This is a genomic window from Enterobacter sp. WCHEn045836 (assembly GCF_003965585.1).
In the GTDB taxonomy this organism is placed as follows: domain Bacteria; phylum Pseudomonadota; class Gammaproteobacteria; order Enterobacterales; family Enterobacteriaceae; genus Enterobacter; species Enterobacter dissolvens.
In genome coordinates this window covers 23,825-45,063 of record NZ_RXPT01000015.1, presented here as the reverse complement: position 1 = coordinate 45,063, position 21,239 = coordinate 23,825, and the positions used below count along the sequence as shown (strand labels likewise).

Annotated in this window: 14 protein-coding genes; 5 read left to right on the top strand and 9 right to left on the bottom strand. The window is 54.4% G+C overall.

The features are described from left to right. A complete protein-coding gene (gene pepN / locus EKN38_RS19055; RefSeq protein ID WP_014831301.1) occupies nt 1–2,613 on the bottom strand; it encodes an aminopeptidase N in 2,613 nt (870 codons plus the stop codon). A gap of 255 nt (nt 2,614–2,868) precedes the next feature. Here pepN and pncB point away from each other — a divergent pair, with 255 nt between their 5' ends. The 4 genes from pncB to EKN38_RS19035 all read left to right on the top strand — a co-directional run bounded on the left by pncB (nt 2,869) and on the right by EKN38_RS19035 (nt 8,673). Beyond that, complete coding sequence (gene pncB / locus EKN38_RS19050; protein WP_014831300.1) at nt 2,869–4,071, top strand: nicotinate phosphoribosyltransferase; 1,203 nt, start codon at nt 2,869–2,871, stop codon at nt 4,069–4,071. A 165-nt stretch (nt 4,072–4,236) separates the two neighbouring features. Next, entirely contained in the window at nt 4,237–5,637 is a 1,401-nt protein-coding gene (gene asnS, locus EKN38_RS19045) for an asparagine--tRNA ligase (RefSeq protein ID WP_014831299.1), read from the top strand. A 605-nt stretch (nt 5,638–6,242) separates the two neighbouring features. Beyond that, entirely contained in the window at nt 6,243–7,298 is a 1,056-nt protein-coding gene (gene ompF, locus EKN38_RS19040; RefSeq protein ID WP_014831298.1) for a porin OmpF, read from the top strand. Between the two features lie 184 nt (nt 7,299–7,482). Next, nucleotides 7,483–8,673, top strand: coding sequence for an amino acid aminotransferase (locus EKN38_RS19035; RefSeq protein WP_014831297.1), 1,191 nt, complete (start codon nt 7,483–7,485; stop codon nt 8,671–8,673). Between the two features lie 58 nt (nt 8,674–8,731). Here EKN38_RS19035 and EKN38_RS19030 read toward each other — a convergent pair whose 3' ends face one another. From EKN38_RS19030 to cmoM, 7 genes are all read right to left on the bottom strand, one after another. Next, nucleotides 8,732–9,379: an MBL fold metallo-hydrolase gene (locus tag EKN38_RS19030; RefSeq protein WP_013097289.1), complete on the bottom strand. Its 648-nt coding sequence runs from the start codon at nt 9,377–9,379 to the stop codon at nt 8,732–8,734. Between the two features lie 20 nt (nt 9,380–9,399). After that, nucleotides 9,400–9,951 (bottom strand): YcbK family protein, encoded by a 552-nt coding sequence (locus EKN38_RS19025; protein ID WP_013097290.1) that lies wholly within the window; start codon nt 9,949–9,951, stop codon nt 9,400–9,402. A gap of 174 nt (nt 9,952–10,125) precedes the next feature. Further along, a complete protein-coding gene (gene ldtD, locus EKN38_RS19020; protein ID WP_014831296.1) occupies nt 10,126–11,949 on the bottom strand; it encodes a L,D-transpeptidase in 1,824 nt (607 codons plus the stop codon). Nucleotides 11,950–12,129: 180 nt separating this feature from the next. Further along, a complete protein-coding gene (gene mukB / locus EKN38_RS19015) occupies nt 12,130–16,578 on the bottom strand; it encodes a chromosome partition protein MukB (protein WP_014831295.1) in 4,449 nt (1,482 codons plus the stop codon). Then, on the bottom strand, nt 16,578–17,282 hold the full coding sequence (mukE, locus tag EKN38_RS19010) for a chromosome partition protein MukE (protein ID WP_013097294.1): 705 nt from the start codon (nt 17,280–17,282) through the stop codon (nt 16,578–16,580). The genes mukB and mukE overlap by 1 nt, the downstream gene beginning before the upstream one ends. Then, a complete protein-coding gene (mukF, locus tag EKN38_RS19005) occupies nt 17,263–18,585 on the bottom strand; it encodes a chromosome partition protein MukF (RefSeq protein ID WP_013097295.1) in 1,323 nt (440 codons plus the stop codon). The genes mukE and mukF overlap by 20 nt, the downstream gene beginning before the upstream one ends. A 3-nt stretch (nt 18,586–18,588) precedes the next feature. Then, nucleotides 18,589–19,368, bottom strand: coding sequence for a tRNA uridine 5-oxyacetic acid(34) methyltransferase CmoM (gene cmoM / locus EKN38_RS19000; RefSeq protein WP_014831294.1), 780 nt, complete (start codon nt 19,366–19,368; stop codon nt 18,589–18,591). A 124-nt stretch (nt 19,369–19,492) separates the two neighbouring features. On the opposite strand from cmoM, the gene elyC reads away from it, so the two are divergent. Beyond that, entirely contained in the window at nt 19,493–20,272 is a 780-nt protein-coding gene (gene elyC, locus EKN38_RS18995; RefSeq protein ID WP_014831293.1) for an envelope biogenesis factor ElyC, read from the top strand. Here elyC and EKN38_RS18990 read toward each other — a convergent pair. After that, on the bottom strand, nt 20,249–21,142 hold the full coding sequence (locus EKN38_RS18990) for a YcbJ family phosphotransferase (protein ID WP_126522525.1): 894 nt from the start codon (nt 21,140–21,142) through the stop codon (nt 20,249–20,251). The two genes, elyC and EKN38_RS18990, sit on opposite strands and share 24 nt — an antisense overlap. Nucleotides 21,143–21,239 lie beyond the last annotated feature (97 nt).

Genomic DNA, 21,239 nt, shown 5'->3' with positions numbered 1-21,239 from the left:
TTACGCCAGCGCCTTCGAAATCTTCTCGTACAGATCGCCAGAGAGATTTTCCAGCCCTTTAAGCTGCTCAAGCGCAGCTCGCATCTTCTCCTGACGCTTCGCGTCATAGCGTTTCAGGCGGATCAGCGGCTCAATCAGACGTGACGCCACCTGTGGGTTACGGCTGTTTAGCTCGGTCAGCATTTCCACCATGAACTGATAACCGCTACCGTCTTCCGCATGGAACGCTGCCGGGTTGCTGCTGGCAAACGCGCCAATCAGGGAGCGAACGCGGTTCGGGTTGCTCATGGTGAAGGAGCGGTGCTTCAGCAGGCTGCGGACTTTGCTCAGCGCATCGGCCGCCGGGCTGGTCGCCTGCAGAATGAACCACTTGTCCATCACCAGACCATCCTGGTGCCACTTGTCGTCGTACTCCTGCATAAGCGCATCGCGGCACGGCAATTCGGCAGCAACACTTGACGCCAGGGCGGCCAGCGCATCGGTCATGTTATCCGCTTCGTGATACTGTTTGCTCACCAGCGTGTTCGCCAGGTCTGTTTCACCAAAGGCAAGGTAGCGCAGGCAGGTATTGCGCAGCGAACGTTTGCCGATGTCCTCATGTTCCACGCGGTACGCATCCAGCTTGTTGGCGTTATAGATTGCCAGGAACTCGTCCGCCAGTTCGGCCGCCAGCGTGCGGGTCAGCGCTTCACGCACTGCCACGATGGCAATCGGATCGATGATATCGAACAGCTCAGCAATTTCGGTGGCTGACGGCAGTGTCAGAATTTCCGCCGCCAGAGCCGGATCGATATGCTCGTCCAGCAGGACCGCCCGGAACGCGTCAGCCACATGAACCGGCAGCGACAGCGGCTGGCCCTGCTGATGGCGATTCACGTTCAGCTTGATGTACGTCGCCAGCAGGCTTTGCGCGGCATCCCAGCGGGAGAAATCGTTGCGGGCGTGACGCATCAGGAACGTCAGCTGCTGATCGCTCCACTTGTACTCCAGTTTCACTGGCGCAGAGAATTCACACAGCAGCGCAGGCACCGGCTGGAAATAGACGTTATCGAAGATAAAGGTCTGCTCCGCCTGGGTCACGTTCAGCACATGGTGTACCGGGTGGCCGCCCTTCTGCAGCGGGATCACTTTGCCTTCGTTATCATACAGTTCAATGCTGAACGGAATGTGCAGCGGATGTTTCTCTTCCTGCTCAGCCGTTGGCGGCGTGCGCTGGCTGATGGTCAGGGTGTACTGCTCGGTCTCCGGATTGTAATCATCTTTCACGGTGACAACCGGCGTACCGGCCTGGCTGTACCAGAGACGGAAGTGAGAGAGATCCACGTTGGAGGCATCTTCCATCGCCTGCACAAAATCATCGCAGGTGGCGGCGCTGCCGTCGTGACGCTCGAAATAGAGCTGCATCCCTTTCTGGAAGTTCTCCTCACCCAGCAGGGTGTGGATCATCCGGATAATCTCCGCCCCTTTTTCATACACCGTCAGGGTGTAGAAGTTGTTCATCTCGATGACTTTGTCCGGACGAATGGGGTGCGCCATCGGGCTGGCATCTTCCGCAAACTGCAACCCACGCATGGTGCGTACGTTGTTGATGCGGTTAACCGCCCGCGAGCCCAAATCTGAGCTGAACTCCTGGTCACGGAAGACGGTCAGACCTTCTTTCAGGCTCAGCTGGAACCAGTCGCGGCAGGTAACGCGGTTACCGGTCCAGTTATGGAAATACTCGTGGCCAATAACGCGCTCGATATCGAGGTAGTCTTTATCGGTAGCGGTATCGGTACGGGCCAGCACGTATTTGGAGTTAAAGATGTTGAGACCTTTGTTCTCCATCGCCCCCATGTTGAAGAAGTCGACGGCGACGATCATATAGATGTCGAGATCGTATTCCAGACCAAAACGCTCTTCGTCCCACTTCATGGAGTTGATAAGCGAGGTCATCGCCCATGGCGCGCGATCGAGGTTGCCACGGTCAACGAACAGTTCCAACGCCACTTCGCGGCCAGAACGGGTTTTGAAGGTGTCGCGTAAGACGTCGAAATCACCCGCCACCAGCGCAAACAGGTAGCATGGTTTCGGGAACGGATCCTGCCACTGTACCCAGTGACGGCCATTTTCCAGCTCGCCCTCACCCACGCGGTTACCGTTGGAGAGCAGGAAAGGATAAAGCGTTTTGTCCGCGATGATTTTGGTGGTAAAGCGCGCCAGCACGTCCGGACGGTCGAGATACCAGGTGATGTGGCGGAAACCTTCCGCTTCACACTGGGTGCACAGCGCCACGCCAGACTGGTAAAGCCCTTCGAGCGCCGTATTGGCGGCAGGGCTGATTTCATTCACGATGCGCAGCGTAAAGCGTTCCGGCAGGTTGTCGATAACCAGCTGGTTGCCTTCTTCTTTATAGTCAGTCCAGGCGGCATCATTAATATGCAGGGAGACCAGCGTCAGGTCTTCGCCATCCAGACGCAGCGGCACTGCCGTCGCGCTGTGGCGCGTCACCTGGCTTACCGCCGTCACAACGGTTTTAGTGGCATCCAGGTCAAAAGTCAGATCGATATCGCTAATCAGGTAATCCGGCGCACGATAGTCGTGGCGGTATTTGGCTTGTGGCTGTTGTGTCATAGAAAACCTTATGCATCGTTTGTCGAATAACGAATCCAGTCTATTCCTGTTGTGTAGATCGCGCTATGCAGAATGTTCATCTTTTCAGGTACAAACACCCTTTTTGCTACATTTGTATAACACGGGGCACAAAATGCCCTCGACCATAAAGAGCGCTTATGTTGTGATCGGGGTTCAATAAATCACTAAACAAGGTATACTCCGGAGTTGTTTATTGTACTAAACGCTCCTGTGAGAGGATGCTACTGCGCACCTATGACTCGATTCGCTTCTCCTGTTCTGCATACGTTGCTGGATACCGACGCGTATAAACTGCACATGCAGCAAGCCGTTTTCCACCATTACTATGATGTTGATGTTGCGGCGGAATTCCGCTGCCGTGGCGACGACTTGCTTGGTATCTACGCAGACTCCATTCGTGAACAGGTCGATGCTATGCAGCATCTGACGTTGCAGGACGACGAATACCAGTGGCTTTCCGGCCTGCCTTTCTTTAAAGCTGACTATCTCAACTGGCTACGCGACTTCCGCTATAAGCCAGAGCAGGTCACCGTCACCAATGATAACGGCAAGCTGGATATTCGCCTTGAAGGCCCGTGGCGCGAAGTGATCATGTGGGAAGTTCCGCTGCTGGCCGTGATCAGCGAGCTGGCTCACCGCTACCGTTCGCCGGAAACCGGGGTGACTCAGGCACTGGCCGCGCTGGAAAACAAACTCACGGGGTTTGCCACCCTGACGGATGGGCTGGATATGTCCCGCTTCCGCCTGATGGACTTTGGCACGCGTCGCCGTTTCTCTCGCGACGTTCAGCAGGCCATTGTCGAGCGTCTGCAGCAGGAGCCGTGGTTCGTGGGCACCAGTAACTACGATCTGGCGCGTCGTCTGAACCTGACACCGATGGGTACCCAGGCACATGAATGGTTCCAGGCACATCAGCAGATCAGTCCAGATCTGGCCAACAGCCAACGTGCCGCACTGGCCGCGTGGCTTGACGAGTATCCGAATCAACTCGGCATCGCCCTGACCGACTGCATCACGATGGATGCGTTCCTGCGTGATTTCGGCCCTGAGTTCGCTGAGCGTTACCAGGGGTTACGCCATGACTCCGGGGATCCGGTTGAATGGGGTGAGAAGGCGATCGCCCATTATCAAAAACTCGGCATCGACCCGATGAGCAAGGTGCTGGTCTTCTCCGATAACCTCGATCTCGCGAAAGCGGTTGAACTCTATCGCCATTTCAGTACCCGAGTGAACCTGAGCTTCGGGATTGGCACCCGTTTAACCTGCGACATCCCTCAGGTTAAACCGCTAAATATCGTGATAAAACTGGTGGAATGTAACGGCAAGCCGGTGGCGAAGCTCTCCGATAGCCCGGGTAAAACCATCTGTCATGACAAAGCATTTGTCCGCGCGTTACGCAAAGCTTTCGATCTCCCTCAGGTCAAAAAAGCCAGTTAAGCGCTTAAGGGAGCCAAATGGCTCCCTACTTCTTATTTATTTCTTAATTCTTCTCTTTTGACTGCGAAATTTACTTGTCTGATAGCGGATGGCAGGTAACATAGATATCCCCCCATAAGGGTGGACAAGTGTTTATTTTTTCCGACTATTAACAGAGAGAATATTATGAGCGTTGTGCCTGTAGCCGACGTACTCCAGGGCCGTGTCGCTGTTGACCAGGAAGTCACCGTGCGCGGATGGGTGCGTACCCGCCGAGATTCTAAAGCTGGCATCTCCTTCCTTGCCGTCTATGACGGTTCCTGCTTTGATCCTGTACAGGCCGTCATTAATAATTCTCTACCCAATTACAATGATGACGTTCTGCACCTGACAACGGGTTGTTCCGTAATTGTTACCGGCGTGGTTGTTGCATCACCGGGACAGGGTCAGAGTTTTGAAATTCAGGCCACGGCCATTGAAGTGACCGGCTGGGTTGAAGATCCGGACACCTACCCGATGGCAGCAAAACGTCACAGCATCGAATATCTGCGAGAAGTGGCTCACCTGCGTCCGCGCACCAACCTGATTGGTGCGGTTGCCCGTGTCCGCCACACGCTGGCGCAGGCACTGCATCGCTTCTTCGACGAGCAGGGTTATTTCTGGGTGTCTACCCCGTTGATCACCGCCTCCGATACCGAAGGTGCTGGCGAAATGTTCCGCGTCTCGACGCTGGATCTGGAAAACCTGCCGCGCACGCCGGAAGGTAAAGTGGACTTTGACAAAGACTTCTTTGGTAAAGAAGCCTTCCTGACGGTGTCCGGCCAGCTCAACGGCGAAACCTACGCCTGTGCGCTGTCTAAAATCTACACCTTCGGCCCAACCTTCCGTGCGGAAAACTCCAACACCAGCCGTCACCTGGCGGAATTCTGGATGCTGGAGCCTGAAGTGGCTTTCGCAGACCTGAACGATGTCGCTGGCCTGGCAGAAGCCATGCTCAAGTACGTCTTCAAAGCGGTACTGGAAGAACGTGCTGATGACATGAAATTCTTCGCTGAGCGTGTCGATAACGAAGCGATTGCACGTCTGGAGCGCTTTGTTTCCTCCGACTTTGCCCAGGTGGATTACACCGATGCAGTCGCTATTCTCGAGAAATGTGGTGAGACGTTTGAGAACCCGGTTTACTGGGGCGTGGATCTCTCTTCCGAGCATGAGCGGTACCTGGCTGAGAAGCACTTCAAAGCACCGGTTGTTGTGAAAAACTATCCGAAAGACATTAAGGCGTTCTATATGCGCCTTAACGAAGACGGTAAAACCGTTGCCGCAATGGACGTACTGGCACCGGGCATTGGTGAAATTATCGGTGGTTCCCAGCGTGAAGAGCGTCTGGACGTGCTGGATGCGCGCATGCAAGAGATGGGGCTCAATCCAGCGGATTACAGCTGGTATCGCGATCTGCGCCGTTACGGTACTGTGCCACACTCAGGCTTTGGTCTGGGCTTCGAACGTCTGATCGCCTACGTCACAGGTGTTCAGAACGTACGTGACGTTATTCCGTTCCCACGTACGCCGCGTAATGCCAGCTTCTAAGTAACCAAAATCATAATGGCCAGCATTTGCTGGCCATTATTTTATTCTGCTCTGTCAATTTTCGTCAGCGAAAAGTAAGCACCTTTCAACTTTGACCCCGTCACAACCACTAGTTGTTACGTTTTGTTTCCACGAAATATCTACGAACAAAAAATAAACCCTATTCTTATTGCGATTATTTAATCCTCAAGCAATAGCACAAATTTCAACCAAAATCACAGCCATCCAGAAGCCCTTTTTGGGTCATAAGAAAAAATGAGTCGTTGAAGGTGCGCGTATACGAATTGCCTTTATCTAAATTAATTATAAGGAATTCATATATATAGGAATCCACTTGCCGTTTAATTCGCCACGGCTTTCTGAAATTTGAGGTGGTTCACAAAGTTCCGAAAAATACATATTTAGTTACATATAATTTCTTTTTGTTACTCAATCTTGAAAACTGTAGCACTTTCAGGCTAGCGAAACGGTTCTATGAATGGAAAGATGCCTGACAGATACATAAAGACACCAAACTCTCATCAATAGTTCCGGAAATATTTATTGACGGAATTTATTGGCGGCAGTGGCGAGTGTCATAAAAAAACCAATGAGGGTAATAAATAATGATGAAGCGCAATATTCTGGCAGTGGTAGTCCCTGCCCTGCTGGTAGCCGGTGCAGCTAACGCTGCAGAAATCTATAACAAAGACGGCAACAAACTGGATCTGTACGGGAAAGCAGTTGGCCTGCATTACTTCTCTGATAATGACGGCAACGATGGCGACAAAACTTATGCTCGTCTGGGCTTCAAAGGCGAAACCAAAATCAACGACCAGCTGACCGGCTATGGTCAGTGGGAATATAACTTCCAGGGTAACAACTCTGAAGGCGCTGATGCTCAGTCAGGTAACAAAACCCGTCTGGCATTCGCAGGTCTGAAATTCGGTGACGCAGGTTCCTTCGACTACGGTCGTAACTATGGCCTGGTTTATGATGCAATCGGTATCACCGATATGCTGCCTGAGTTCGGTGGTGACACCGGCGTGAGCGATAACTTCTTCTCTGGTCGTACTGGTGGTCTGGCGACTTACCGTAACAGCGGCTTCTTTGGCCTGGTTGATGGTCTGAACTTTGGCGTTCAGTACCTGGGCAAAAATGAGCGTACCGATGCATTGCGTTCCAACGGTGACGGCTGGGCAACCTCTCTGAGCTATGATTTCGATGGCTTCGGTATCGTCGGTGCTTACGGCGCGGCTGACCGCACCAATGCCCAGCAGAATCTGCAATGGGGTAAAGGCGATAAAGCTGAGCAGTGGGCAACCGGTCTGAAATATGACGCGAACAACATCTACCTGGCAGCATTGTACGGTGAAATGCGTAACGCGGCTCGTCTGGACAATGGTTTCGCTAACAAAACTCAGGACTTCTCTGTTGTAGCTCAGTATCAGTTCGACTTCGGTCTGCGTCCATCCATCGCTTACTACAAATCTAAAGCGAAAGACGTAGAAAACATCGGTGACGAAGACTACATCAACTACATCGACATCGGCGCGACTTACTACTTCAACAAAAACATGTCCACCTATGTTGACTACCAGATCAACCAGCTGAAAGACGACAACAAGCTGGGCATCAACAACGATGATACCGTTGCTGTAGGTCTGGTTTACCAGTTCTAATCAGTACACCACTTTGTTATATGCTTAATGAACAGGGCTTCGGCCCTGTTTTTTTATGCCTGACAGAAAATAATGGCGACTTTTGAAAAGCCGCACGCTTTTCGTCGCAAACGGTTGGCATTTTGTAAATCTACCGTTAACCTGATAGCGGATTTCACTTCTGTAATCACAATGGAACTTCGTCATGTTTGAGAACATTACCGCCGCTCCTGCCGACCCTATTCTGGGCCTGGCCGATCTGTTTCGTGCCGACGACCGCCCTGGCAAAATCAACCTGGGTATTGGTGTATATAAAGATGAAACCGGCAAAACCCCGGTACTGACCAGCGTAAAAAAAGCTGAGCAGTATCTGCTGGAAAATGAAACCACCAAGAACTACCTCGGTATTGATGGTATTCCTGAGTTTGGTCGTTGCACGCAGGAGCTGCTGTTCGGTAAAGGTAGTACAATTGTGAGCGACAAACGCGCGCGCACAGCACAAACGCCTGGCGGTACCGGCGCACTGCGCGTGGCGGCGGATTTCCTTGCAAAAAATACCGCTGTTAAGCGTGTCTGGGTGAGCAATCCAAGCTGGCCGAACCATAAGAGCGTCTTTAACTCTGCGGGTCTGGAAGTGCGCGAATATGCGTATTATGACGCCGCACACCACGCTCTGGACTTCGATGGCCTGCTGGCAAGCCTGAGCGAAGCACAGGCAGGTGACGTGGTACTGTTCCACGGTTGCTGCCACAACCCAACCGGTATTGATCCTACGCTTGAGCAGTGGGAACACCTGGCTAAGCTCTCCGTTGAGAAAGGCTGGCTGCCGTTGTTTGACTTCGCCTATCAGGGCTTTGCCCGTGGTCTGGAAGAAGATGCTGAAGGTCTGCGCGCATTCGCAGCTGTCCATCAGGAGCTGATCGTTGCAAGCTCCTACTCCAAGAATTTTGGCCTGTACAATGAGCGCGTAGGCGCCTGTACGCTGGTCGCGGCAAGCGAAGAGACCGCAGAGCGTGCGTTCAGCCAGATGAAATCTGTGATCCGCGCAAACTACTCTAACCCACCGGCACACGGTGCCTCTGTCGTTGCCACCATTCTGAGCAACGATGCGCTGCGTGCGATCTGGGAACAAGAGCTGAACGATATGCGTCAGCGTATTCAGCGCATGCGCCTGCTGTTTGTAAATACTCTGGCTGAGAAAGGGGCTGACCGTGACTTCAGCTTTATTATTAAGCAGAACGGGATGTTCTCTTTCAGCGGCCTGACCAAAGAGCAGGTACTGCGTCTGCGTGAAGAGTTTGGCGTGTACGCCGTGGCCTCTGGCCGCGTGAACGTTGCAGGTATGACCCCTGACAACATGGCGCCACTGTGCGAAGCGATTGTCGCCGTACTGTAATGTAATTAGCGCCCACAAAAAAGCCTGCACTATGCAGGCTTTTTTTTATTATCCGGATTTACCAGACAGGCATTTCATCCTGAAGGAAGGGGTTATGCACCCGCTCGTAGCCCAGCGTCGACATCGGGCCATGTCCAGGGATAAACGTCACGTCATCACCCAGTGGCAATAACTTCTGTTTAATCGACTGGATCAGCTGTCCGTGGTCGCCACGCGGAAAATCGCTGCGTCCTACGCCACCTTTGAAAATCACATCGCCGGAAATCAGCAGACGAGACTGGTCATCAAAGAAGACGATATGGCCTGGCGTATGCCCAGGACAATGCAACACCTGTAAAGTCACATTCCCTACGTTCACACGCTCTCCTTCGTTTAACCAGCGATCGGGCGTCAGCGGCTGACACTCATCGAGGCCAAACATGCGGCTTTGGGCTGGCAAACCCTGCAGCCAGAACTCATCTTCTTTTTCCGGACCGATCACCGGCACACCATAGTGCTGTGCCAGCTCCGCCGCTGCGCCGACATGGTCAAGGTGACCATGCGTCAGTAAAATCTGCATCAGCGTCACACCGCTTTCTGCAACTTCCTGTTTGATCTTCTCAGCGTCACCGCCGGGATCGACAAGCGCGGCCAGTTTGGTTTGCTCACACCAGATCAATGAACAATTCTGGGAGAACGCCGTAACCGGAATAATACGATAGTTCATACTGCTCCTGTGTTTCGTTATTACCAGTGCCGAACTGGACCGGTATCAATATGCACAAAGTTACTACTTGGGTAATATCCTACACCACCTGCGCGCATAGATAACGCAGCTTTGCGAATATTGGCTAACGAAACGCCTTCAATATGGAAGTCCATTGCCTGTCCCCTGGTGTGATAGCTTTTTTTCGCTACCCCACGGCTGCGGGCGCGCAATTCATTATTGGTATCAATGGAACGATAACCCGAAATGAGTTGCACCGGCTTGCTGGTACCCAGCAGGCCCTGAAGGCGGAACAACTGGTCAAATAATCCTGGATCGATGGCTTTTACTTTATTCGCGCGGAAATCACGGAAAAAATGGTTAAGTCTTGCTAATTCATCCTGAATATAGCCTCTGCCATCGAAGAACTCCGCCTTTAGCGACTCACCAGTATGCAGATTGTTGAGCGTTAAAATACGCGGACGAGGTGTCGAGAGGGTGGCAAATGCTGGCGTCGGCAGGATGGCCGCTGCGCCGAGCGCAACGCCACCTAACGCCAGCAGTTTGCGGCGATTAGCGTCAAATTTGTCCATGATAATCAGGTCTACAGGTCAAAGAAATCGTAATATGCTTAGCGCACGAAGGGCACCTTAACTGGCAAAACCGACGACGTCAAGGCACCCAACCCCAGCAAATACGCGGCTTCCAGCCATATCGCCACGTATTTACCCTAACTTACGACAACCTTTTTTCCCGAACTGCTTCATTTACCTGATTAATTGTTCAGCTTTTGGCAAAATTTGTGCGCCGGATCGCGCGGTGAGATCATAATTGTAAATATCTGTACGATACTGAGTACGCCCATCTTCGCCAACAAACGCCGTCAGATAGTAAAGATTGACCGGAATATTGTGTCGAATATTAACGTAACGCGTATCCCCTTGTTTCAGCGCATCAGAAATGCGCGTATCGTTCCAGCCCGCATCCTGCAACAGCATATTCGCCAGTTCCGATGCCTTATTCACACGAACGCAGCCTGAGCTGAGCGCGCGGGCATCTTTCTGGAACAGATTATGGTTCGGCGTATCATGCAAATAGATAGCGTCCGAACTTGGCATGTTGAATTTATAGCGCCCCAGCGAGTTATGCGCACCCGGAGCCTGCTGGAAACGGAATGGCAGGTTCGACGGCGTAATCGTTGACCAGTCAACCATCCACGGATCGATCGTCTCTTTGCTGTTCCAGCCGCGGATCACCGTATAGTTATGACGCTCCAGATAGCCAGGATCGTTCCAGACTTTAGGCAGAATATCCTTACGCGCCAGCGTCGGCGGCACGTTCCACGGCGGGTTTACCACCACGTTATTCAGGGCGCTGCTCATCATCGGCGTTTTTCGGTCAGGCCGCCCCACAATCACCCGGGAGGCCAGCACCTCGCTACCGTTCTGATAATAAACCAGCGAATATGCCGGAATATTCACCATAATCCCGGTCGACAGCGTTCCCGGCAGCAGGCGTAAACGCTGGATATTCAGCGCCAGCACCCCAGCGCGCTGAGCAGGCGAGACGTTCAGCCAGTCGCGGGTGGATGGACCGATCACCCCGTCTGCGCCCAGCCCCTGCGCGGCCTGGAACTGCTTAACCGCCGCGACCAGCTCGCGATCGTAGGCGGCGGGTTTGTTGCTCTGTGCAACGGCCTTTTTCTCTTTTACCGGGGCCGACGGGCTGACGACCGCGCTTTGCGTATCGTCGCCAGGCAGCGCAATCTTAGGGCCGCTTTCGAGAATGCCGGAGCGTTTCATAATTTCGCGGATTGCCGGGACATCGCTGCTCCACTGCCCCGGACGAAGCGTGGTTGTGCCACGCACCTGAGGCCACGGGCGGGAATCGGCAACCAGCTCAAGCAGCGACTGATGCATGGTGGCATATTGCGGATGCGCCGGCGCCAGGCTTGCGATAAAGCGCGGCAGCTCTCCGTTATCCAGCGCCAGTTGCCACTGGTTAATGACCGACAGCGCCGGCGTCGCCAGCTTGTACGGTTTTTCACTGTATAACCAGCGGTTGCCATTGACCGGAATACCCGCCACAAACTGGAGGTAGCCCATCATGGCATCAGACAGCACCACATCGCGCGCCTGACCGGTTACAGTCGGATCGGTCAGGAGCTCAACCCAGGTGGTGAATTGCGGCTGAAAACCTGCAATGGCGACTTCCGCCAGTTGCTGCTGAAAAGCCCGCACGGCGTCCCGGTTTTCCCACATCGGCTTCATATCACGTGCGGCATAAAGCAGCGCAAGCTGGTTAATGTAGGCAGGCGTATATCCGGCAGGAAGTCCGGTAAGAAGCTGCTGGCGGAGCGCGCCGGCGTCGATACCTTCGGGTAGCGGCCTGATACCCGCCATAATGGCCGTCGCCGGAGATTGATCCAGCGGTTGTGACAGCGACGTCGGCTGCGCACCCATCGTCGCGGAACTGTCTGACGGTACAACTTCAGGCTCATCGGCCTGAGCGCTTAACAGTGGAGCAAACATCACCGCCAGACACAAACTCAACGCTGACAGCTGATGACCACGATTTTTCTTTAGCAACATCCCTTGCCCCCTGTTTTCTCACGACATGCCCATCACACTGGGGCTTTTATTCATTATAGGAAGGCACAAACGCAGTTGCCTTACCTTATGTAAAGAAGTTTAAAGATAACGCAGCCGTAAGCATAAGTTAAGCGTAAAAAAAAAGCGGCGCTAGTGCGCCGCGCTTTGTAACAACACACCTCAGGAGGCGTCTGCCGTTCCCGGTAATGACTCCGGCGGCTGCGGAGCAAAGCCACGCAGGCCTACAACGTGAACGTGCTCGCTGTTCTGGAACACTTTACGCACCAGTTTGTAGGTGGTGCCTTTTTCCGGACTGATGTTTTCCGGTGCCGCAATGATGAGCTGCATATCCAGACGTTCGCAGAGCTCAAACAGCGTGGCGATGGAACGGGCGTCCAGACGCGCAGCTTCATCAAGGAACAGCAGACGGCATGGGGAAATATCCTTGCCGCGCAGACGACGCGCTTCATCTTCCCAGCTCTGCACGACCATCACCAGAATCGACATCCCGGTACCGATAGCTTCACCGGTAGACAGCGCACCCGATTCAGCACGCAACCAGCCATCTGAGCCACGGTTAACCTCAACTTCCATTTCCAGGTAGTTACGGTAATCCAGCAGCTCTTCACCGATGGTTTGCGGCGTACGTTGCCCCATATCAATCTGCGGATTCAGACGCTGATACAGTTTCGCCAGCGCTTCGGAGAAGGTCAGACGGTTGCTGTTAAACAGATCCTGATGCTGTTCATGCTGCTCAGACAACACATCCAGCAGCGTAGCGTGCGCTTCACGCACGTTTACATTCAGACGTACGCTGTTCACCTGACCAAACGATACGCTCTGCAGACCCTGGTTCAACTGGCGAATACGGTTCTGCTCGCGCTGAATGGTCTTGCGGATGATGTTCGCCACGCTGCGGGAACTGATAGCCAGCTTCTGCTCACGAGAGGTCAGCTCTTCCGTCAGGCGACCCAGTTCAATTTCCATCTGTTCAATGGCTTCAACCGGATCGTCGGTACGAATGATGTCCTGACGAATACGCTCGCGCAAGTGCTGATAAACCGCCACGAAGAACTGAATTTTACGCTCTGGACGTTTCGGATCTTCAGACATGCGCAGCACATCGCGCAGATGTTCGTTATCCGCCACCGCCAGGCGCAGCGCGCCCAGCGCCTTATCCGACATGGAGCGCAGCTCATCGGCAGAGAGGTAGGCCAGTTCACGACGATGCAGGCGGCGTTCAACATTATTGTCTTTCACCATGCGCATTACTGCGCACCAGCCTGCCTTCGCGGTCACTACCTGCTCACGCATTTCATGATAGTCGCGCTCAAGCTTGCGCAGGCGACGCGTCAGGTTATCCATCTCCGCTTCACAGAAGGTCAGCGCTTTTTCCAGCTGATTACGACGCGCACGGTTGTTGCTGAGCTGGCTATGCAGTTCATCACGACGAACACGCGCCCGCTCTTCTGCCCCACTGTCGGCACGAACGCCGATATCCTGCAGCTCTTTCTGCAGATCGTTTAACAGCTCTTTCTTGGTATCAAAGGAGCTTTTTAGCGAGGCCAGAACCTGGTTGTACTGGTTCAACTGGGCCGCGTGGCTACGCATCGCTTCACGGGCACGCGTACGTTCCACTTCAGCCTGCTCAAGGCGCTGGCGTAATTTCTCGTTCAGATCGCTGTTACCGCTCAGCATTTCCGCCGAGTCTGAATAACCGAAGTGAGCGCGACGCTGCACCACTTCCGTCAGGGCAAACGCCTGCTGGCGTGCTTCACGCTGCACCTGCTGGGACCAGGCATAATCTTCTTTTAGCTGCTCAAACTGCTCTGGATCGCTTTGAAGCACCGAAACGACCGGCTCCAGCTTCGCCAGCTGATTACCATGCTGCTGCACAAAGCGCGCGGCTTCCTGCGCTTCATCCAGACGTTCCTGGATTTCATCCACGCGGTCAGCCAGCGTATCATCCGCCAGCAGATTCAGACGCGGCAGAATACGGTTAAGGGCAGCAACGCCCTCTTTTGCCTGTTCAAACTGAACGCGACTCTGTTGATTATCACTTTCATGGCTGGCAATCGCGCGCTCGAGTTCACCACGACGGGTGGTAAGCTTGCGAATTTCCGCTTCCGGGTCAGCCTCAAAAGCCACTCCCAGATGACTACCGATAAAGCGGCTAAACGACTGATGCAGACGCTGGGTTTTCTGCACGTCAAACGACAGGGTCGCAAAACGTTCAGACAGCGTTTCACGCTCAGCGTGCAGGCTTTCAATACGGCTTTCACGCGCAGCGCGGCCAAACAGAGGAAGTTCCGGGAAGCGCGAGTAACGCCACTGACGGTCAGCGATTTTCACCACCACCGCTTTTTCCAGCTCATCAACGCTGAACACGCTGTCATCAAATGACTGCGGATCCCCTTCAATCAGATAGAGATCTTCCGGGCAATCTTCCAGCCCTTCAAGCTGATCGGCAATCAATGACAGATCCGGCACCACAATCGCGTTACGCGACGGGCCGTACAGTGCGGAGAAGTACGGCGCATCGTCCAGACCAACATCGTCATAAATTTCAGACAGCAGCACACCGCCAAAACGCTCCGCCAGCGTATTCAGGCGTGCATCTTCCGCACCGCCCGGCTGGCTTAAGCGTTCAATCTCTTCGTCAACCTCACGCTTGCGCGCGCCAACTTCATCACGCTCAACAATGGCCTCTCGCTCACGCTCCAGCAGCTGTTGCAGGTATTCCGTCACTTCCTGGCTGGATTCGAAGGTTTCGCCACACTGTTCGCTGAGCTGGTTCAGGCTGCTTTGTGCCGCCAGCCAGACGGGTGCGCGTTGCAACAGCGTCTGCGAGCGGGACTGAAGCTGCTCCAGCTCCTGACGCAGCGTCATACGCTGTTCACTGGCGCTGGATACCGTATCGGACAGTGCGGCGATACGGGCTTCCAGCTCCTGATGCAGGGCCTCAAGCTCGTCGATGTCGTAATGTTTACCCTGACGCTTGCAGAACTCAGCCAGCAGACGCTCGGCCTCCTGCTGCTCGCGCAGACGCTGTTCCAGCTCGTTCAGACGCATACGCAGCGGCTGGACCTGCTCGGCCAGATGACGCTGGTTTACACCATCGCGCAGCAACTCACGGGCAACATCCCACGCTTCATTTCGCGTCAGCGGGCCGTTAATCGCCACCACCAGCTGATAAGCTTGTTCAAACTGGCTGTGCGCGGTCTGCGCGACGCTCATTTTCTGTTCGAGAGAGAGCAGTTTTTCCGTGGCTTCCTGTTCTTTCGCCTGGAAAGTATCCAGCCACTCGTCAGCGCTGTCCGGCGTCAGGTCAGGCAGATGGCACAACTCTTTCGCACGCTGCAAAGCCTGCAGGGCCTGGTTGTACTGAATCGCTCGCGTCTGCTGCACGTCCAGCGCCTGCTGGTAATCGGCGAGCTGGCTTTTCAGCTCATCCACTTCCAGCTCGGCGGCTTCGGCACGCGCTTCGTTCTCTTCCTGCATGTCGGCGGCTTCGGCCACCACTTCATTTTGCTCTTCGAGACGAATTTGCAGCTCATCGAGATCGGCTTCGTAGCGCTCGATTTTTTCCTGCTGGCGCAGCGCGGTCTGAACCAGGTTCAGGTGATCGCTGGCGGCCTGATAATCGGCTTCCAGATCGCCCTCAGCCCCGTTGTGTTCACCCAATTCACGGGCCATTTCAACGTGCTTATACTGCTCGGCCACCAGCTGTTTACGGGAGGTGAACAGCTCGCGGCGGTACTCTAATGCCTGATCGAGATGCACGCGACGCTCGTTGGCGTGGCGCATATAGTCCGCTGCCACATAGTTAGTGGCTTCACTGATCAGGTGTTTAAACAGATCGCGGTCAGACTGGGTAACGCGAATTGCTTCCAGCGTCATGCGGTTTTCACGCAGCGCGGCTTCCATGTCCTGGAAGGCCTTACGCACGCCGCTGTTTTCCGGCAACAGGTAGTCACGCAGGGAGCGGGTAATGGCGCTGGAGATCCCGCCGTACAGGGAGGCCTCAATCAGACGGTAGTATTTGCTGCGGTCGGATGCGGTGCGCAGACGACGCGCCACCACGCCCAGATCGAACATCAGGGAGTGGTAATCGGTTATCGAGTTAAACTGCTTGAACTGCACGCCTTCGATGGCTTCGAGCTTATCTTTTAGCTCCTGCAGCGTCAGTACCCGCGCCTGACGCTCATTGAGCGTTTCCGTCAGCAGCGCCGTTGGCTGCATAGACGTTGGCAGCCCCTGGATCGCGAACGGTTTGATATCTACCTTTCGGTCGCGACCGGCGACCTGCTGCAGACGCACGCCCACCACCACACGCTGGTGACGGGAGTTGATCACATCCAGCACCGAATAACAGACGCCAGCTTTGAGCTTACCGTGCAGGCCTTTATCGCGGGAGCCGCTTGTTGCACCCGCTTCGGTGGTGTTACGGAAGTGCAGCAGCGTCAAATCAGGGATCAGCGCCGTCACAAAGGCCGCCATGGTGGTGGATTTACCCGCACCGTTACCGCCGGAGAGCGTTGTCACCAGCTCATCGAGATCAAAGGTTCGGGCAAAGAAGCCGTTCCAGTTAATCAGCGTTAGTGAGCGAAATTTACCGCGTTCAATCATTACTCTTCCTCCCCGCTATCCGGCTGATTGTCTTCAGGCTCGTCATTGAGCTGCAAATGGTTTTCCACCGGCATCGCCTCACCGTCGCGGATCATGCGAAGCTGCGCTTCACGCGCGTCGTCGCCCGCACGCACGTCGGCACCGAAGCGGAAAACAGATTCCGTAATGCGGAATTTGCTGCTGTCGTGGCCCATAAACCAGACCATACCCAGACGACGCAGACGGTTCAGGGAAGAGCGAACTTTTTCCTGTAATTTCTGACGATCGAGATCCGACCCCGTAGAACGGTTGTTCACAAGCTTCAGCAGCTTGCTTTCGTCTGCCAGCGTCAATAGCTCATCGTAAAGCTCTTGCTGGGTGAAAATCCCTTCATTTGCCAGACGTTCCGGGCTGAGGTAGAGGTAGCACAGAATTTTGCCGACCATCATATCCAGCTCGGAGAGCACGGAGCGCGGAATAAGCGTAGTGGAACGCGGGCGCAGGTAGAAGAAACCTTCCGGCGCGCGGATAAGCTCAACGTTATAGCGAGCGTAAAACTCTTCCAGATACTCCTGGAAGTCCATCAAAAAGGCGTGATTATCCAGCTCGTCGAGGCCAATATGACGACCGGCACGCAGCTGGCTGTCCAGCGCCGGAAATAACGGATTCGCCAGCGCCTGTGCCAGCTTTAATGGCATCACTTGTTCAATATTTGTCAATGACATGCGCCTGTACCTTGGCTCCGTAATCGTTAATCGGCTGCCACTTCGGCGGCAGTCCGGTGAAATCTGCTTGCGCGATACCCAGGCGAACCGCCTGGTCTACCACAATGCGGGCAACGTCGAAGTGGCGCGCGCGAGGATATTGCGCCAGATAGTCGCGCACCACGAGACCAAGATCCAGCGGTACCTGTCTGGTTTTGTAGACAGCGAGCTGTTCTTCGATCATGGCCGCAAGTTGCTCACGAATTTCGTTGAATTCTTCGTATTCCAGATCCGGTGGCAGTTCACCGGTGACCTCTTCATCACGCAACGCCATCTCTTCGTCACGCATATCGAGCAGACGATCGGCATTGGCGTAGGTTAGCGCCCACGGCGCATCGAAGTAGGTTTGAACAGACTGACGCAGACGCTGAGCAAAGACGCGGTTTTTATCCATATCGATGGCGGTACGGATAAATTTATGTACATGACGATCGTAACCGATCCACAGGTCAATCGATTGTTGGCCCCAGCTAATGATGCGATCGAGCTTGCTCTGCAAATCAAAGACCAGACGGTCGATAAAATGCAGATCGTCATGTGCCATGGTCGCATCCTGAATGCGCAGCAGGTTGGCCTGCAGCTTATCCCCTGCGGCCTCCAGCGTATCCTGCAGTTCGCGCAGCGTGCCGGAGGTTTCCGACAGCAGCAGTTCACAGCTGGAGATGGCCGCGCGCCAGTCTTTATTCAGCAGTTGTGCGATATCGTCCTTCACCTGCTGCTGCTGTTCGTCCATCAGACGCTGGGTCAGATCGATACTGTCGAAAATCTCCGCCACCGAGTATTTCAGCGGTGCGTAGACATTGCGGTGCCAGTGGAACTCATCACCGTTTTCATCCGCGGCATCGGCCGCACGCTTAAGCTCACCCGCCACAATCGAGAGCTGCATGGAAAGACGCAGCGTGGAAAATTCACGCTGGCGGATGTAGTAATCGGTAATGCCGATGCCTAGGGGTGTCAGTCGATAGATGGCATTTCCTTCGGCCTGCTCGCTGGTAAAGCGGTTCAGCAGACGTTGACGCACCATATCGTTGATTGCGTTGTTGGCACGCACGCTAATGGTTTCGCTGGTTTGCTCAAACGCATCACTCACATGGCGGAACGCATCCACCAGTTCACCCTCGCTCATTTCACCATCCAGCCGTTCGCCGTTCAGCGTGGCAACCGCCAGCAGGAAAGAGAGTCTGTCTACCGGCAGCGAGATGGAGAAATCGTTTTTCCTGGCCCAGGCAACCAGTTCGGGGACTGTCTGGGAAAATTCACTCATAGGTTATCCTTGCATCTGCGGCTTGTGCGCGGTGACGTGAATATAGCGGCCAAGACTGATAAAAGGCTCCTGACGGCAATACCGCGTTTCTAATTCTGTTAAGGTGTCAAAACAGTCACGCTGTTTGTGTTTTTCACGCAGATAATCATGAAACACCCTGACGCCTGTCTTTCCGGTGATCTGCCAGCCGATCTCTTCCAGCCAGCCGTAAACCTGCTGGGGATCGCGCGGATAGTCCGGGGAAAGCGTGCGCTTTTTCTTTTTCGGCATCCCGACCTGAACATAGTCAAAGTTACCCGCCACCATGTTGTGCATCAGGAAGCCGTTAGCATTGTAGAACATCAGCGACAGCGTACCGCCCGGGCGTAGCATCGACCACAGGGTCTTTAACACGCTTTGCGGATCGGCTACCCATTCCAGCACCGCATGAAACAATATCAGATCAACCTGGGTTTCCAAATGCTGTGCGATGTCCTGAGCGGCGCATTGTACAAAATGCATGTTGTCGCTCACACCTTTCTCCTCTGCTGCACGCGTGGCACGCGCAACCATCTCAGCAGAAAGATCGCAAAGTGTGACGTGATGACCGCGCTCTGCCATTTTTATGGCCGTCTGCCCTTCACCGCCTCCGGCGTCAAGCACGCGCAACGTTTGACCGCCATACGTGGCCAGAATGGCGTCCAGATCCTGCCAGAGGATCGTCTGACGTAACTGCCCTTTTGTCGTGCCGTAAATGTTGCGCGAAAACTTTTCCGCGATGTCATCAAAATTGCGATCCCGCATTGGGAGAGTTCCACTCGCTAACTGCAAAACCGCTATTTTGTCACACCCGCGCGGAGAATGAACCTCTCTGGTGTAATATCACGGGTATTCGCCTGCTATATGGTTAAAAAAGGAACCAAAAAGGATGCTTTTTACCCTGAAGAAATACATTGGAGGCATGATGCTTCCCCTTCCGCTACTGCTGCTCATCATCGCGCTCGGGCTGGTGCTGGTGTGGTTTAGTCGCTTTCAGAAAAGTGGCAAAACGCTTATTACATTCGGCTGGCTGGTACTGCTGCTGCTGAGCCTGCAACCCGTCGCGGACAGACTGTTACGTCCCATCGAAAACACCTACCCAACCTGGCAGGGAAAGCAGAAGGTGGAGTACATCGTGGTGCTGGGGGGCGGGTATACCTGGGATCCAAACTGGGCCCCCAGTTCCAACCTGATCAATAACAGTCTGCCGCGCCTGAACGAAGGTATTCGCCTGTGGCTGGCTAATCCGGGATCGAAAATGATCTTCACCGGCGCGCCAGCCAAAACCAACCCGGTCAGCACGGCTGAAGCGGGAGCCAGGGTCGCGGAGTCACTCGGTGTGCCGCGTTCCGCGATTATCACGCTGGACAGTCCGAAAGATACCGAAGAAGAAGCCGCCGCGGTGAAACAGGCTATTGGCGATGTGCCGTTCTTACTGGTGACGTCTGCTTCGCATCTGCCAAGGGCAATGATTTTCTTTGAAAAACAGGGTCTGCACCCGCTTCCTGCCCCGGCGAACCAGATGGCCATTGACGCCCCGCTCAACCCGTGGGAACGGGTGATCCCGTCCCCGATGTGGTTGATGCATAGCGATCGCGTCGGCTATGAGACGCTGGGACGCGTCTGGCAGTGGCTGAAAGGTTCGTCAGGCGAGCCAGGGCAGGAGTGATTTTATCGCAAGGTCGAAGTTGGCGCGGTTGAAACGTCCGGTATTCACCAGTTGCGCCACTTCATCCCATAGCAGATAGAGCCAGCGCCGCCAGAGAAACGCCTCGGCTACGGGTGCGCGCTGCAGATAGTGCCACAGTAAACCTTCAGCGGCCGCGCTGTCGCTGAGCCTGAACAACTCGTACTCGCGCGGAGCCCAGAGCATGACCCCCGGCCCCAGCATTGCCAGGAGCTGATCGCTGCGTGAATCTTTTAGCATGCTGCGCAGCGTAAAATTACCGTGTATCAACACGCAGTTGTCGTTAAAGCCGTCAAACAGCGCCGGTAAACACTCGCGGGTGCGGAAAAGAATCCGTTTGTCCTGCATGGTTAAGCCGGTGTTGTTGAACTGATTAAGCGTCCCCCACAGCACCTCTACACGCTGGCGATACCACAGCGGCCAGAGGTTTTCCTGCGTGCTGTCGACGGGGCCAACCAGACCACGGCTATCCTGCCGGTGCCACGCCAGCAGCGCCTCAACGATCTGGTCTTTCAGCTGTTCCCAGCGCTCTGGCGTACGCGCCGGGGCTTCAACGGATACCCCGCGTAAACGCTCAATCAGCAGAACATCCGGGCCGGGGTGTTCTTCATGCGTCATCACGCCGTACACCGTCGGCATACGCACGGTTCCTTGCCGCGCGAGCATAGAAATTTTCCAGGCGAGCTGTCTGGCAACGCCCGGTGAGGTAAAACTTCGGGCCATGAGCGGCATTGGGTTTCCCTGACTGTCGTACAACGACCAGAGCGCGGTATCTGCCTTTTCACTCACACATTCAACCCGGCTTAATTTCTCGCCAAGCAGGTGACTCAGTTCGGCACGCAGCTGTTCCATATGAGATTACCCCTATTAAGACTACTGCTTTTATAATGAGCGTGCAGGACGCAGATGTCACCCTGCGGAGATCAATTATGGAAAAGAAAGGGAAAAT